Annotated in this window: 14 protein-coding genes and 1 pseudogene; 3 read left to right on the top strand and 12 right to left on the bottom strand. The window is 68.8% G+C overall.

All coding sequences use genetic code 11. The features are described from left to right. Window positions 1-48 precede the first annotated feature (48 nt). Window positions 49-702, top strand: a complete 654-nt coding sequence (locus ON27_RS03870) for a DUF8020 domain-containing protein (RefSeq protein ID WP_043719378.1) — start codon at window positions 49-51, stop codon at window positions 700-702. 109 nt (window positions 703-811) lie between these two features. On the opposite strand, the gene ON27_RS03865 is transcribed toward ON27_RS03870, so the two are convergent. Then, on the bottom strand, window positions 812-2,080 hold the full coding sequence (locus ON27_RS03865) for a lipase family protein (protein ID WP_083887365.1): 1,269 nt from the start codon (window positions 2,078-2,080) through the stop codon (window positions 812-814). A 247-nt stretch (window positions 2,081-2,327) separates the two neighbouring features. Between ON27_RS03865 and ON27_RS03860 the strand changes: the two genes are divergently transcribed. Continuing rightward, window positions 2,328-2,972, top strand: coding sequence for a cysteine hydrolase family protein (locus ON27_RS03860; protein WP_043719375.1), 645 nt, complete (start codon window positions 2,328-2,330; stop codon window positions 2,970-2,972). 42 nt (window positions 2,973-3,014) lie between these two features. Here ON27_RS03860 and ON27_RS41090 read toward each other — a convergent pair whose 3' ends face one another. The 5 genes from ON27_RS41090 to ON27_RS03840 are packed head-to-tail and all read right to left on the bottom strand — an operon-like array spanning window position 3,015 to window position 7,718. After that, entirely contained in the window at window positions 3,015-3,191 is a 177-nt protein-coding gene (locus ON27_RS41090; protein WP_245559772.1) for an antitoxin, read from the bottom strand. A gap of 44 nt (window positions 3,192-3,235) precedes the next feature. Next, a complete protein-coding gene (locus ON27_RS03855; RefSeq protein WP_043719371.1) occupies window positions 3,236-5,554 on the bottom strand; it encodes an ATP-dependent DNA ligase in 2,319 nt (772 codons plus the stop codon). Between the two features lie 47 nt (window positions 5,555-5,601). After that, a complete protein-coding gene (locus ON27_RS03850; protein ID WP_043719368.1) occupies window positions 5,602-5,808 on the bottom strand; it encodes an antitoxin in 207 nt (68 codons plus the stop codon). 39 nt (window positions 5,809-5,847) lie between these two features. Beyond that, window positions 5,848-6,990 (bottom strand): MBL fold metallo-hydrolase, encoded by a 1,143-nt coding sequence (locus ON27_RS03845; RefSeq protein WP_051046189.1) that lies wholly within the window; start codon window positions 6,988-6,990, stop codon window positions 5,848-5,850. Continuing rightward, window positions 6,990-7,718: an enoyl-CoA hydratase gene (locus ON27_RS03840; RefSeq protein ID WP_043719366.1), complete on the bottom strand. Its 729-nt coding sequence runs from the start codon at window positions 7,716-7,718 to the stop codon at window positions 6,990-6,992. The genes ON27_RS03845 and ON27_RS03840 overlap by 1 nt, the downstream gene beginning before the upstream one ends. An 89-nt stretch (window positions 7,719-7,807) precedes the next feature. Between ON27_RS03840 and ON27_RS03835 the strand changes: the two genes are divergently transcribed. Beyond that, window positions 7,808-8,911, top strand: coding sequence for an NAD(P)-binding domain-containing protein (locus ON27_RS03835; RefSeq protein WP_043719363.1), 1,104 nt, complete (start codon window positions 7,808-7,810; stop codon window positions 8,909-8,911). A 16-nt stretch (window positions 8,912-8,927) separates the two neighbouring features. Here the strand turns inward: ON27_RS03835 and ON27_RS03830 are convergent, their stop codons facing one another. The 6 genes and pseudogenes from ON27_RS03830 to ON27_RS03805 all read right to left on the bottom strand — a co-directional run. Then, complete coding sequence (locus ON27_RS03830) at window positions 8,928-9,785, bottom strand: aldo/keto reductase (protein WP_043719431.1); 858 nt, start codon at window positions 9,783-9,785, stop codon at window positions 8,928-8,930. A 117-nt stretch (window positions 9,786-9,902) separates the two neighbouring features. Next, window positions 9,903-11,480, bottom strand: a complete 1,578-nt coding sequence (locus ON27_RS03825; RefSeq protein ID WP_043719361.1) for an acetyl-coenzyme A carboxylase carboxyl transferase subunits beta/alpha — start codon at window positions 11,478-11,480, stop codon at window positions 9,903-9,905. A gap of 51 nt (window positions 11,481-11,531) precedes the next feature. Beyond that, window positions 11,532-12,134, bottom strand: coding sequence for a GTP-binding protein (locus tag ON27_RS03820; RefSeq protein ID WP_174377809.1), 603 nt, complete (start codon window positions 12,132-12,134; stop codon window positions 11,532-11,534). Continuing rightward, window positions 12,115-12,489 (bottom strand): DUF742 domain-containing protein, encoded by a 375-nt coding sequence (locus ON27_RS03815; protein WP_014981573.1) that lies wholly within the window; start codon window positions 12,487-12,489, stop codon window positions 12,115-12,117. Before ON27_RS03815 ends, ON27_RS03820 begins: the two co-directional genes overlap by 20 nt. Window positions 12,490-12,496: 7 nt before the next feature. Then, window positions 12,497-12,910, bottom strand: coding sequence for a roadblock/LC7 domain-containing protein (locus ON27_RS03810; protein WP_011207200.1), 414 nt, complete (start codon window positions 12,908-12,910; stop codon window positions 12,497-12,499). Continuing rightward, window positions 12,907-13,918: pseudogene (locus tag ON27_RS03805) on the bottom strand (sensor histidine kinase); the annotation flags it as partial. The gene ON27_RS03810 and the pseudogene ON27_RS03805, both read right to left, overlap by 4 nt.

Genomic DNA, 13,918 nt, shown 5'->3' with positions numbered 1-13,918 from the left:
TGCCGCGTTCTCTATTGCTTGAAACCTGATGAAGATTGGAACCGAGAAATGATTCTCCGGAAAGTCACCGCCGCTGTCGTGCCGCTCGTCGCCGCGCTGACGGTAGGGGCCGGTGTCACGCACGCGGAACCCGCCGCCGCGCCGGTCCCGGACATCGGCTACGAAGCCAGGCTGATCGGGAACAAGATCGTCACGACGCTCACCGCCGGCACGTTCGACGTGCGCGGCGACGCCGTCGACATCAAGGACGCGGCCGGAAACGTCGCGGTCACACTGCCGCTGGCCTTCCGGCAGGACGGGCTCGAATTCCCCATGCCGCACGCCGTTCGCGAGGAGGGCCGGGTACTGGAGTTGACCGTCGTGAAGGACGCGGCACAGGCCCGCCCGGCGGCCACACCGGTCGCCTCGCCGTTCGAGAACCAGCGCGCGATGGACGCGTTCCTGGCGCAGTTCACCATCGCCACCGCGGTCGGCGGGTTCATCGGCACGGTGATCGGCGCGCTCGTCGGACTGACCGGCCTGATCGGCGGACCCATCGGTATCGGCACCGTGCTCGCCGGTGCGGGCATCGGCGGCATCATCGGCACGATCGTCGTCGGCGGACCGGCGCTGATCATCGCGGGCATCGATCTGATCAGCACGCTGGCTGCCCCGCCCGGCACCACCAAGTGGATGGACACCACCGGCCGTCCGCAGAACTGACCCGCGCCCCTCGGCACGACGCGCACCGAATCGACCGCGATTCGGTGCGCTTTCGTCCATGCCCGGTCGGTGCTTCCGGATCGCCCGCCGCTGCCGGGCGATCACCCACCTACCGCTCGCGGCATCCCGGAGCGACGGGTAGGCCGGCGAATCGGTCGGCCAGGAAGTTCATCGCACCCGGAGCCTCGCCGATCGCCGCGGGGTTGTGCGTGGGCAGCATCGAGTGCACCGAGGTGACGCTCGCTCCCAGCGCGCAGTAGCGGCCGACCAGGTCGGTGAAGCCCGCCACAGGGATCACGTCGTCGGTCAGGCTGTGATACAGGTACATCGGCGCCGCGGGCGCGCTGCCGCCGAGTTCCTGGGCGACGGTGGCGGCCCGGAAAACCGGATGTGTCAGCAGGTCCGGGACGAGGGCGAAGTCGTCCACCCACGCGCCCGCGTACTTCGGCACCAGATCGGACCCGCAGGCCGCGCCGTTCTCGACCAGCGCCGCGTGCCCTCGATCGTTGAGCAACTTCGCCAGGCCCCCGCCGGGATCGTTGCGGGCGAGCGCGAACAGGATCAGCAACGCCAGTCCAGCCTGCAAGGTGCCGTCCGCTTCGCGCGCTATGGCGGGCCAGTCGGCCGGAACGCCGCCGGAGGTGATGCCCGCGAACCGGACGTCCGGCGCATACCACGGCTGGATCTGCGCGGCCCACAGCGTGGCGAACGCACCGCCGGAATAGCCCCAAGCGCCGATCGGCGTCGCGGGGCCGAGACCTGCGGGCGGGAAGTCGCGGGCCGCGCGAATGCCGTCCAGCACACCGCGTCCGGAGTTCACCCCGTCCAGGAAACGGGATCGCGGCCCCTCGTAGTCGCTGACCACCACCGCCCACCCGCGGCGCAGCGCCTCCGCCATGAAGGGCGTGTCGATCAGCGTGTTCACGGCACCGGTGCCCCAGCCGCCGCGCAGCGCGAACGACGGCGCGCACCGGATGCCCAGACTGTCCTCGGGGACCTGGTAGGACAGCAGTGGCCGGGCGCCGGGACCGAACCACGGCAGCATCGGCACCATGACGGTAGCCACATCCGCGACGGGATCGTCGCTCGCGTCGGAGCTGCGGTACTTCACCTGCCAGGTCGAGATGGGCAGCGGCAGACCGAACAGCGCGATCGGACGGGAATCCAGCACGGCGCCGTTGCGGTAATGGCCCAGGTCCGCGGGAGCCGCGTAGAACGGGTCCAGATCCGGCGGCGGTAGCTCGGCGTATGCCATGGGTGCGGCGCCCAGGGCGGCGATGAGGAAGATCAGCGCGGATAGTATGGCCCGCGGAATCGCCTTACACACAGGTCGGTTGCTCGCCCACGCGCTGGCGGGCGTTCGCTGAACATCCTTCATCAGGGCCTCCCCAGTCCCGGCGAGGCGAGTGATCCCGGTGCGTTCGGCGCCGATCCACCCGGCCTCCAGACCTCAACGGTACTGCCGCGCCGACCACCCGGCAACGGTCGATCGCAGGTCACACCCACCGCCGCAGGTGTCCGCCGGACTGGTTACAGTGTTGACGAAAACGCCCCTAGCGCAATCGGATAGCCGTCGGGCGGACCCTCCCGAGCGGCGCGGGCGCAACCAAGAGGAGTAGCCGAGCATGCGGCATGGCAACGGACTGGACATCCCCGAAACACTCGCCGACGTGTGCGCCCCCGACCGGATGGCGGTGATCGTCTACGACATGCAGGTCGGCGTGCTCAGCCAGTTGCCCGACGGCCAGGAGATCGTCGAGCGTGTGGTGCGGGTGGTCGACGCGGCGCGCTCGGGTGGTTACCCGGTGGTCTTTCTGCGCCATTTCTTCCTGCCCGAGCGCCTCAGCGGCGCGTTCGCGCTGCGCATGGCCATGAGCTGGCAGCAGGTGGATTCGGTGGACCAGGTGCGCTTCATCCTGCAGCGTGACACCCCCGCCTTCGAACTGGTGCCGGAGCTGCGGCCACGCGCGGACGAGGTGGTGTTCGACAAGACGTCGATGTCGGCGTTCGAAGGCACCCCGCTGGCCTCGATGCTGCGCGACCTGGGCATCGGCGCCTACGCGATCGCGGGCGTCGCTCTGGAGATCGGCATCGCGCCCACGGTGGCGCACTCCACCGATCTCGGGTTCGTCCCGGTGGTGATCAGCGACGCGGTCGGCGGCCGGGACGAAGCCGCCATGGCGCGAGCCTACGCCGACTTCGAATTCCAAGGCCACGCCTTGGTGACCGACATCGCGACCATCACCCCGCTGCTCTCGGGCGCACACTGACAGCGGAACGGGACCCGGCCGGATCGGGTCCCGTTCCATCGCTCACTGCTCCCGCAGAGCCTTCTTGGCCGCGTCCTGGGCGGCGTCCACCTGGCTCGCGTACTTCTTTCCGGTCTTCTCGTCCACGAGGTCGCCCGCCTTGTCGATGACCGCGTCCAGCTTGTCCGCGTTCTTCTGGGCCAGATCCATCGCCTTGCCTGCCAGGTTCTTGAAGTCCACCGTGCACTCCTCGTTTTCGCGCTGAGAACAACCGCGAACCAACCCTACCCAGCCTCGCGCGCGTGCGGCGCGGCGCCGACCCAGGCCGGATGCCACAACCGTCCCGCCTCGGTCCAGTTCATGAACCGCACGGTGCCACCGAGTTTCGGCGTCACCCACACCGCCTCCTTGCGCTCCTCGGAGGTGAGGTCGTTGTCGAACGGGGAGGTCTTTCGTTCCAGCTTGCGCAAGCGCGCGGCCAGCGCACGCATGTCCGGCTCGTTGAAGCCGGTGCCGACCCGGCCGACGTAGATCAGGCGGCTGTCGTGCGGAATGCCGACCAGCAATGACTTGAAATCCCTCGCCGTGCTGCGCCGCCAGCCGCCGATGAGCACCTGCTGGGTGCGCCAGTTGCGCTGCTTCACCCAGGAATGCCCGCGCTTGCCGGGCAGATACACCGAATCCTTGCGCTTGGCGACCACACCCTCCAGCCCCTGCTCCTGGCTGTAGCGCAGGGCGTCGGCGCCCGAGCCGTCCAATCGCGGCGGCACCACCAGCGAGGGCGCGTTCGCGGCGAGCGCCTCGAGCACCCTGCGGCGATCGGAATAGCGTTTGCGTAGCAGCGAGGTGCCGTCCAGGTACAGCACGTCGAACGCGACGAAAACCGCCCGCGCCGCATCGGCTTGCAGCAGACCGAGGATCGCGACGCCGTGGTCGTCGAAGACGACCGCCTCGCCGTCGAGCACCACCTGGTGCCCGGACAACTCCCGCCGCAACGCCGCGATGCCGGGGTAGCGGTCGGTCACGATGTTCCCAGCGCGGCTGCGCAAGGTGAGCGCGCCGGAGTCGATCTCGGCGATCAGGCGGAAACCGTCCCATTTCGTCTCGAAGCACCACTCGTCGGCGGTGAGTTCGGCGACCTCGCCGGGAGTCGCGAGCATCGGTGACAGGCCGCGCGGCAGCGGCGCGGGCCCGTTGGACGGGCGGATTATCCGGCCCGGCGTCTTGTCCGGCGGTTCCTGCGGTTCGGCGCCGTCGCCCGCCCGCATCAAGTGCATCAGCCATTGGTTGCCGTTGGTCTGGATCAGCGCATAACGGCCGGTGAGCCGCTTGCCGTGGAACCGGACGATGACCTCGTCGTCGCGCCACTTCTCGGTCTCGTAAGTGCCGGAATCCCAGATCGTCATCTCGCCCGCGCCGTACTCGCCTTTCGGGATGGCGCCGTGGAAGTCGAGATACTCCATCGGATGGTCCTCGGTGTGCACGGCGAGGCGATTCTGGTCCGGCGAGGTCGGCGGGCCCTTCGGCACCGCCCAGGACACCAGCACGCCGTCGCGCTCCAACCGCACATCCCAGTGCAGCCGCCGCGCGTGGTGCTCCTGCACGACGTAGCGGTTGTTCGCTCCGGGCGCGGGCGACTCGGCCGGGACGGGTTCCGGCGTGCGGGCCGGGTCACGCATCGAGCGGTACTTCGTCAACGTGTCCGGCCCCGCCTGCGCCGACGAATCGCGGGTTGTCAGCGGCGGATCCAAGTCCGCCAGCAGATCACCGTCCGATCGGTACCTGGCCAGCACCTCGTCGAACCGCAGGTGCCGCAGCTTCTTCCGGTTCTCGATCTCTTTCCAGGTGCGCGGAGCGGCTGCGTTCGGCTCGGGCCGCCCCCGCAACGAGTAGGGCGCGATGGTGGTCTTCGCCGGGTTGTTCTGGCTCCAGTCCAGGAAAACCTTGCCGCCGCGGGCCGCCTTCGCCATCGTGGCGGTGACCAGATCCGGGTGCAGTCGTTCCAGATTCGTGGCCACCTGTTTGGCCACCGTGGACGCGCCGCCCGAGCTCAGCTCGCGATCCAACGGCACGTAGAGGTGAATCCCCTTGCTGCCGCTGGTGACCGGGAACGCACGCAGCCCGATACCCTCCACCATCTCGCGCACCGCGAGCGCCACCTCGGCGCATTCGGCGAGCCCGACTCCTTTGCCGGGGTCGAGATCGAAGACCAGCCTCGTCGCCGGGCCCATCTCGTCGCCGTCGAAACGCCACTGCGGTACATGGACTTCCAGCGCGGCCTGCTGGGCGATCCAGGCCAGCCCGGCTTCGGCATCGATCAGCGGATAGTCGACCTTGCGATCGGAGTGCCGCAGGAAGCGCCGCTCGATCCAGGACGGCGCGTGCGAGGGGAGATTCTTCTCGAAGAAGGACGGTTCGTCGACCCCGTTGGGCCAGCGCTTCCGAGTGACCGGACGCCCGGCGATATGCGGCAGCATGGCAGGCGCGATCGCCGAATAATAGGCGACGACCGAGCCTTTGGTGGTGCCAGTGGCCGGATACAGCACTTTGTCGAGGTTGCTCAGGTCAACCTCGATACCACCGAACGCGCGGCGGGCCGCCATATTCGAAGTGTAGCGGCGGAGACCCGGTCGCGGTCTCCGCCGCAGGCTCAGGCGTGCGGGCCGGACTGGTCCGGCGGGACCACCTTCTTGGCGGCCTCTTTACCCTTCGCGATCTTGTCGGTGTACTTGCCGTGCGTCTTCTGGTCGATGAAGTCGCCGGCCTTGTCGACCGCGTGGTTGATCTTGTCGGCGTTCTTGGCCGCCGCGTCCTTCCCCTTGCCGACCAGGCCCTTGACCGTATCCGCGAAACTCATCGCCGTGATTCCTTCCTGTCGTCAATTAGCCGGAGTCGTTCACCCAACATTCTCCCACCAAGAATCCGCGGCTGGGGCACTCGACGGGTCCACACGCTGCCCGGGCATCGGCACCGCGACGGCGGTACCGGCCGACCGCGCCGCCCCTACCATGCGCCCCACCGGCTCCGACCAGCCGTGGAAGGCGAGATTGAACGTGGCCCAGTGGATGGGCACCAGCAGGCCGTGGCCGGGATCGCCGCCACACAGGTCGGCGTGTGCCCGAACCGCCTCCTCGGGGTTCATGTGCACGTCCGGCCAGCGCTCGTCGTAGGCGCCGATCGGCAGCAGCGTCAGATGGAACGGACCCAGCGCCGCGCCCGCCGCGGCGAATGCTTTGGTGTAGCCGGTGTCGCCGCCGAAGTAGGCACGCCGGGTGGGACCGACGATCGACCACGAGGCCCACAGCGTGGTGTTGCGCAGCAGCCCGCGGCCGGAGAAATGCCGGGCCTCCGTGCAGGTGATCACCAGGTCGACGCCGTCCCGGTCCCGGCCTAGTTCGGCGAGCGAAACCGATCCGCCCCAGTCCAATTCGACGATCCGGTCCTCCGGGACGCCCCAGTGCCGCAAGTGGGCGCCGATCCCGATCGGAACGAGGAACGGTGCGCTCTGGCGCGCCACCAGCTCCCGGACCGTCTCCTTGTCCAGGTGGTCGTAATGGTCGTGCGAGATGACCACCGCGTCGATCGGAGGCAGATCTGCCAGCGGCTGCGGAACCGGATGCAGCCGCGCCGGACCGACCAGCGGGGAAGGCGAAACCCGCTCGCTCCACACCGGATCGGTGAGGATCCGGTACCCGTCGACCTCGAGCAACGTCGTGGCGTGGCCGTACCAGGTGACGGCGAGCGCGGCGGCCGCGGCGGGCTGCGGCGGGGTCTGCAGCGGGATGGGGGCCCGTGGCCTGCCCGCGTTGCGTCTGGTCAGCGCCGAGACCAGCAGGGAGGGAGCCGAACCCGCGGCGATCTGGCTGCTGGGCTCGGTGTTGTGGAATTGGCGGTCGCGGTAGGTCGTGGCGCCCATCGCGTGCGGCTGGATCGCGGAGATCGAAGCCCCCATCGCCGAGGGGATGTCCCATACCGCGCGCACCAGCCAGGTGATGCCGAGCGCGCCCGCGGCGGCCGCTCCGATACGTCTGATGTCCATCATCGCCCCACGAACTTCGCCGGACGCTTTTCTTGCCTGGCCAAACGACCCTCCTTGGCATCCTCGCTCGTCCAGGCGGCCTCCAGCGCCGCCCGCTGCTGCGCGTTCTCCGGATCGCGCGTTCCGTCGTCGTTGAGCACCAGCTTCAGGTGCCGCAGCGACAACGGGGCCAGCGCCGCGATCTGCTTGGCCCAGGCCTGCGCGTCGGCCAGTCCGCCGATCCGGTTGGCGAACCCGAACGTGTAGCCGTCCTCGGCCGATATCTGTTCGGCGCCCAGCAGCACGGTTCGCGCCGGACCACCGCCGATCAGTGCCACCAGCCTGCGCACGGTCCACCGGTCCACGGTGATGCCCAGTTTCGCGGCGGGCACCGCGATGTAGGCATCCGCTTCGATCACCCGCAGGTCCGAGGCGATCGCCAACTGCACGCCCGCTCCGATCGCGGCGCCGTTGATGGCCGAGATCACCGGGATCGGCGCCGATTCGATCGTGTGCAGCGTCTCCAGCAGCGCGGACAGGAAATCATCCGAGTACACCCCGGACAGATCGGCGCCCGCGCTGAAGACCGGACCGCGCCCGGTCAACACGATGACCCGCGCCTGGTCGGCGACCGCTGCGAGCACGGCCTCGCGCAGCAGTGTGACGAGTTCGTAGTTGAGCGCGTTACGGCGCTCCTCCCGCCGCAATTCGATGGTGACCACGTCACCGTCACGGCTGACCCCGAGCATGCGACCTCCCCGGCTGAACGGTCCATCTGGTCTCTTCACTCTGCCATAGCCCGTCACCCTTTCCGCGCCAGGCGATACGATCACCGGCTGTGCCGACCGACTTCGACATCCTGGTGATCGGCGCTGGTCAGGCGGGGCTGTCGGCCGGATACCACCTCCAGCGCCTCGGGCTGCGTCCCGAGCGGCATTTCCTGCTGGTGGACCGGTCGCCCGGGCCCGGCGGCGCGTGGCAGTTCCGATGGCCCTCGCTCACCTTGGAAACGGTGAACAACGTGCACGATCTGCCCGGTATGCCGTTCGCCGAGACCTTGCCGCCGGGTTCGTCGTCCGTACCGGCGGCCACCGCGGTGCCGAACTACTACGAGTTGTACGAAAAGCGGTTCGATCTGCGCGTCCACCGCCAGGTGTCGGTGACCGTGGTCTGTGATCGCACCCAGGAGGGCGACCCGGCCCACCGCGGTGCGGTGCTCAACGCGGAAACCGACGCCGCGGGAGTCATCCGGGTACGCGGCCTGATCAACTGCACCGGCACCTGGGAGCATCCGTTCGTACCGCACTATCCGGGAGCGCAGACCTTCACCGGCCGCCAGCTGCACACCCACGACTATCGCAGCGCCGCGGAGTTCGTGGGCGAGCACGTGGTCGTGGTCGGCGGCGGTATCTCGGCGGTGCAGCTGCTCGACGAGATCTCCCAGGTCACCACCACCACCTGGGTGACGAGGACCCCGCCGCGCTTCCGCGAGGACGATTTCACCGAGGAGGCCGGGCGGGCCGCGGTCGCGATGGTCGAAGATCGGGTGCGGCTCGGGTTGCCACCGGGATCTGTGGTTTCGGTCACCGGATTGCCGCTCGATGACCGCTTGCGCGCGGCGCAGGCTCGCGGCGCGCTCACCCGCTTGCCGATGTTCGAGCGCATCGAGCCAGCCGGGGTGCGCTGGGCCGACGGAACGTTCCGGCAAGCGGACGTGATCCTCTGGGCCACCGGGTTCCGCAGCGCCCTCGACCACCTCGCACCACTGCGACTGCGCGGGCCCGGCGGCGGCATCACCATGGCGGGACGACTGGCCACCCAGGTAGCCGCCGACCCGCGCATCCACCTGATCGGCTACGGGCCGTCGGCCAGCACCGTCGGCGCCAATCGCGCCGGACGCGCGGCGGCGGCCGAACTCACCGCGCGGCTCGGACTGCGCTGACCGCCACACCGACCGGTCAGTCGATCAGACCGAGTGTGAACGTGTCCGGGTCACCGCCCAGCCGCGAACCGGTGTCCAGCGCGTTGATCGCGTTCATCTGTTCCGGGCTCAGCTCGAAACCGAACACGTCGAAGTTCTCCGCGATCCGCGAGGGCGTGACCGACTTCGGGATGACGACGTTGCCCAGTTGCAGATGCCAGCGGATGATCACCTGCGCCGGAGTGCGCCCGACCTCGGCGGCCACCCTGGTGACGGCGCTCTCCTCCAGCAGCGTGCCCTGCCCGAGCGGGCTCCACGCCTCGGTGGCGATCGCGTTGGCGGTGTGGAACTCGCGCAGTTCGCGTTGCGCCAACCTGGGATGCAGCTCGATCTGGTTCACCACCGGGATCTCACCGGTCTCCGCGATGAGCCGCTGGATGTGCGCGACCGTGAAGTTCGAGACACCGATCGAGCGCACCCGGCCCTGGGACTTCAGCGCCTGGAAGGCGCGGAAGGTGTCCACGAAGCGGTCGGCGGCGGCCACCGGCCAGTGGATGAGGTAGAGGTCGAGGTAATCCAGGCCGAGCCGCTGCATGCTCGCGTCGAACGCGCGCAGCGTCGAGTCGTAGCCCTGCTCGGAATTCCACAGCTTGGTTGTGACGTAGATCTCGTCGCGGGGCAGGCCGGATTCCCGGATGGCACGGCCGGTGCCCTCTTCGTTCTCGTAGATCGCGGCGGTGTCGATGCTGCGGTAGCCAACCTCGAGCGCGGTGGTGACGGCCGAAACGACGTCCTCGGCGGGCACTTGGAACACCCCGAAGCCGAGCTGCGGGATCACGTTCCCGTCGTTCAGCACGATCGAGGGAACGGTGCTGGTCTCGCTTTTGAAGGTCACATTCCGACGGTAGAAGTGCGGCGGCGAACCGTCAATCACGCCATCGGGTGTGTTGGCCCGCAATTTGCTGGGAAACCCCGTGTCACCGGAGTGGAAAACACACCGCGTTCGCGCCCGTCAGCTCGTCCCGCCGGACAACCCGAGCCGCCGGTAGCGCGCCTGCCGCGCCGCGAGCAACTCCGCTTCCGGCCGGGCCCGCAAAGCCGCCAGCTCGTGCGCGATCGCGGCGACCATCCGGCGGGCGAAGTCCACCGGCTCGTCCGCCGCGTCGGGGAACTCGGGCACGATCCGGTCGACCACTCCGTCGGCGAGCAGATCGGCAGCGCTGATGCGTTGTGCCGCAGCAATTTCCGCCGCATGGCCGGTATCGCGGTAGACGATGGCGCTCGCCCCTTCCGGCGGCAGCGGCGCCAACCACCCGTGGGTGGCGGCGAGCACCCGATCGGCGGGCAGCAGCGCGAGCGCGCCACCGCCGGTGCCCTGACCGAGCAGCACCGAGACGGTCGGAGTGTCCAGGGTGACCAGATCCGCTATGCAGCGCGCGATCTCGGGAGCGAGCCCGCGCTCCTCGGCCTCCTTCGACAGCGCCGCGCCCACCGTATCGATGACCAGGACCAGCGGCAAGCGCAACTCCTGGGCAAGCGCCATACTGCGCCGCGCCTCGCGCAGTGCGGCCGGGCCCATGGTGTTCTCGCCCACCTGGCCACGCCGGTCATGCCCGAATACCACGCACGGTTGCCCGCGGAAGCGTCCGAGGGCGAGCACCGCCGTGCGGTCGGACTCGCCCTGACCGGTGCCGCTGAGCGGAACCCGTTGTGTCACATGACGTAAAAGTTCCCGGATACCAGGACGCTGCGGGCGGCGGGAGATCTCGACCGACTGCCATACCGCATTGCCTCCGGTGCCAGTCGGCGGACCTTCCGGCCGAATCCCTTCCGCCGCAGCGTCATCAGGCTTCAAACGCTGCGGTTGCGGCACAGCGCTCTGATCGGAAACCGACAGTGCGGCAGTCGAATCGGGTAACTCGACGCCACTGAACACACTCAGCGCGCGGTGAGCGATCCGGCGGAAGACCGGAATCGTCAGAACGCCGTCGATGACGCCACGCCGGTACAGGTTCTCCGCGGTCTGCACGCCCTCCGGGAACGGCCTGCCGTACAGGGCCTCGTAGACCCGCGGGCCGAGAAACCCGATCAGCGCGCCCGGCTCGGCGAACGTGATGTGTCCCAGCGAACCCCACGAGGCGAACACGCCGCCCATGGTGGGATTACGCAGGTAGACGAGATACGGATGACCAGCCGACTTGTGCGCCGCGACCGCACCGGCGATCTTCACCATCTGCACGAAGGCGACGGTGCCCTCCTGCATCCGGGTGCCGCCGGAGGTCGGTGACGCGATCAGCGGCAGCCCGAGTTCGGTGGCGCGCTCGACCGCCGAGACGATCCGCTCCGCGGCCGCGACACCGATCGAGCCGGCCAGGAATCCGAACTCGCAGGCGATGACGGCCACGCGCCGACCCCGCAGCAGCCCCTCGCCGGTGAGCACCGATTCGTCGGTGCCCGCCGCGACCGCCGCCTTGCGCAGAGCATCGCGATACCGCGGGGATGCGGCCACCGTCACCGGCGGCCGGTCCCAGCTGACGAACGAATTCGTGTCGAGCAGTTGCCCGAGTAACTCTCGCGCCGAAGTACGCACCGGGCGAGCCTATCCGGCCCTACCCGGCGCCTCGGCAAGCCACACGAGCACTCAGTAGCCCTGCATCACCTTGCGCAACGCGTACTCGGTGAGCGCGACCAGGGCCTGCTTGGCAGGCTCCCGGCGACGGGCGTCGATGGACAGAATAGGCACATCGGCGGGCACCGCGAGCGCCTGCCGGATGTCCTCGATCGGGTATCGCGGCGCGTCGTCGAATTCGTTGAGCGCCACCAGGAAAGGCAGGCCGCGCGCTTCGAAGTAGTCGACGGCCGCGAAGCTGTCTTCCAACCTGCGGGTGTCGACCAGCACGACCGCGCCGATAGCGCCGCGGATCAGGTCGTCCCACATGAACCAGAACCGATACTGGCCGGGCGTGCCGAACAGGTACAGCACCAGATCGTCGGCGAGGCTGATCCGGCCGAAGTCCATCGCCACGGTGGTGGTCGACTTCATCGGAATGCCGGTCAGGTTATCGATCCCGGTGCTGGCGTTGGTCACCAATGCCTCGGTGCGCAGCGGAACGATCTCCGAGACAGCACCGACCAACGTGGTCTTCCCGACACCGAAGCCACCCGCGACCACGATCTTCGCCGATGTTGGCTTACTGGTACGAGTGTCGACCTGCGCCGTCGAATCAAATACGCCGGAGTCCACTGAGAACCCTTTCGATCAGCTCGCGACGCTCATCGTCGCTGGAATCGTCTTTCAAAGTCGCCGAAACGCGCACGTGCCCGGCCTCGATCAAGTCGGCCACGAGCACGCGCGCCACCCCGATAGGAATACCCAATCGGGCTGCCACCTCGGCGACGGACGGCGATTCTCTGCACAACTCCACGATTGACGTCTCGATGTTGGTCAGTTCGAACTGCCGCTCCAGGGCGACCGGATGCGATGCGACGAGAGCTTCCAACGCCAGCTCGACCGCGGGCCTGGTGCGGCCTGCGGTCAGCGAGTACGGGCGTACGAGGCTCGGCTCGGCGCTCCCCACGCGGTGATCTTCTATGTCCATCCCACCATCAGGAACCCATCGTGACGCGTGGTGTGGCCTGAACAGTCTGGCCAACACGCTCGACCAACAGAGCCATCTCGTAGCCGACCTGGCCGATGTCACACGACGTATTGGTCAGCACCGCGAGATAGGAACCGTCGCCGACGGCCATGAGTAGCAGGTAGCCGTGCTCCATCTCCACGACGGACTGCAGCACGGTGCCGCCCTCGAACAGGTTCGAGACGCCGACTGACAGGCTGGCCAGACCGGCCGTGACGGCCGAGAGCTGTTCGGCGCGATCGACGGGCAGCTGGGCACTCGCGGCCATGAGTAGGCCGTCAGCCGAGACCAGGACGGCATGGGCTACGCCAGGAACCTCGTTGGCAAAGTTCGAAACCAGCCAATCCAGCTGACGGTTCGTACCACCTAGATCGGGGTTCATCGGTCTCCTTTATCTCCGGTTAGGTTCATTGCTCTCATTGCGCGGCCATCCCGGACGCCCTGCTGGTGACGACTCAAGCTGGACCTGATCGTTTCTGGGTCGCGGCGCGGCGCCCGATCCGCCGCACCGGTCACGCCGCCGGGGACAAGCCTTCCGCCCGGATTGCGTTGCGGCAACCCCGCGGCCGTTTTCGTTTCGGTCTGCGCCTCGCTGGCACGGCGAGCCGCCTGCCACCCTTCGTCGCCCGGCGATTCGAAGGAGGCGGCCACCTGGGACCGATCCGCGTTGGGATCCGACAGCCACGCCGACATCATCTCGGCGAAGATCGGCGTTCCGCCCATCACCGCCCCCGACTCGTCCGCGGGCTGCAACCTGGTCTGGAAGAACGAGGCCGTCTTGGCCGGGTTGGACCGGAAGCTGTGCTTACCCGGATCGCGCCCCGCCGGAGTGGACTGCTGATCCTCGCTCGCGGCGTGCTGGGCTCCGCGATCCCGCTGCGGCAGCGCGATGCCCGGGGGCACGGGCTGGCGCTGCGGCGCTTGGGCGCCCGGCTGCCGCTGCGGCAGGCCGGTCAGCCCGCTCTCCCGCTGCGGCGGGCTCGACGGAGCGGGAGGACGCTGCGGCAAGCCGTTCGCGATACCGGGTTCCCGCTGCGGCAGACCGTTCGAGGCCGAATCCCGTTGCGGCAGGCCGTTGACGGCGGGCAGCGCACCGGAGCCCGGCTCACGCTGCGGGAGACGGTGGGCGCCGGTATCCCGCTGCGGCAGGCCGTTGCCCGGTTCACGCTGTGGCAGGCCACCGGCCGCCGAATCACGCTGCGGCACACCGTTCGAACCCGGCTGCCGCTGCGGTAGGCCGGTGGGGCCCGAATCACGCGGCGACAGACCCGTGGAACCCGGCTCACGCGGCGGCAGGCCGCCCAAGGCATCCCGCTGCGGCAGTCCACCCGTGGACCCACGCTGCGGCAAACCGCTCGAGGCGTCACGCTGCGGCAGATCACCCAGCGCG

Origin of the sequence: Nocardia asiatica NBRC 100129, from assembly GCF_000308415.1 — a bacterium.
In the GTDB taxonomy this organism is placed as follows: Bacteria; Actinomycetota; Actinomycetes; order Mycobacteriales; family Mycobacteriaceae; genus Nocardia; species Nocardia asiatica.
This window is presented reverse-complemented; position numbering and strand designations above follow the sequence as displayed.

What these genes read in the sequence shown, in the direction of transcription:
- ON27_RS03870 (WP_043719378.1), top strand. Translation starts at nt 49, where the DNA reads ATGATTCTCCGGAAAGTCACCGCCGCTGTCGTGCCGCTCGTCGCCGCG.
- ON27_RS03810 (WP_011207200.1), bottom strand. Translation starts at nt 12,910, where the DNA reads ATGAACCCCGATCTAGGTGGTACGAACCGTCAGCTGGATTGGCTGGTT.
- ON27_RS03865 (WP_083887365.1), bottom strand. Translation starts at nt 2,080, where the DNA reads ATGAAGGATGTTCAGCGAACGCCCGCCAGCGCGTGGGCGAGCAACCGA.
- ON27_RS03815 (WP_014981573.1), bottom strand. Translation starts at nt 12,489, where the DNA reads ATGGACATAGAAGATCACCGCGTGGGGAGCGCCGAGCCGAGCCTCGTA.
- ON27_RS03840 (WP_043719366.1), bottom strand. Translation starts at nt 7,718, where the DNA reads ATGCTCGGGGTCAGCCGTGACGGTGACGTGGTCACCATCGAATTGCGG.
- ON27_RS03855 (WP_043719371.1), bottom strand. Translation starts at nt 5,554, where the DNA reads ATGGCGGCCCGCCGCGCGTTCGGTGGTATCGAGGTTGACCTGAGCAAC.
- ON27_RS03845 (WP_051046189.1), bottom strand. Translation starts at nt 6,990, where the DNA reads ATGGACATCAGACGTATCGGAGCGGCCGCCGCGGGCGCGCTCGGCATC.
- ON27_RS03860 (WP_043719375.1), top strand. Translation starts at nt 2,328, where the DNA reads ATGCGGCATGGCAACGGACTGGACATCCCCGAAACACTCGCCGACGTG.
- ON27_RS03850 (WP_043719368.1), bottom strand. Translation starts at nt 5,808, where the DNA reads ATGAGTTTCGCGGATACGGTCAAGGGCCTGGTCGGCAAGGGGAAGGAC.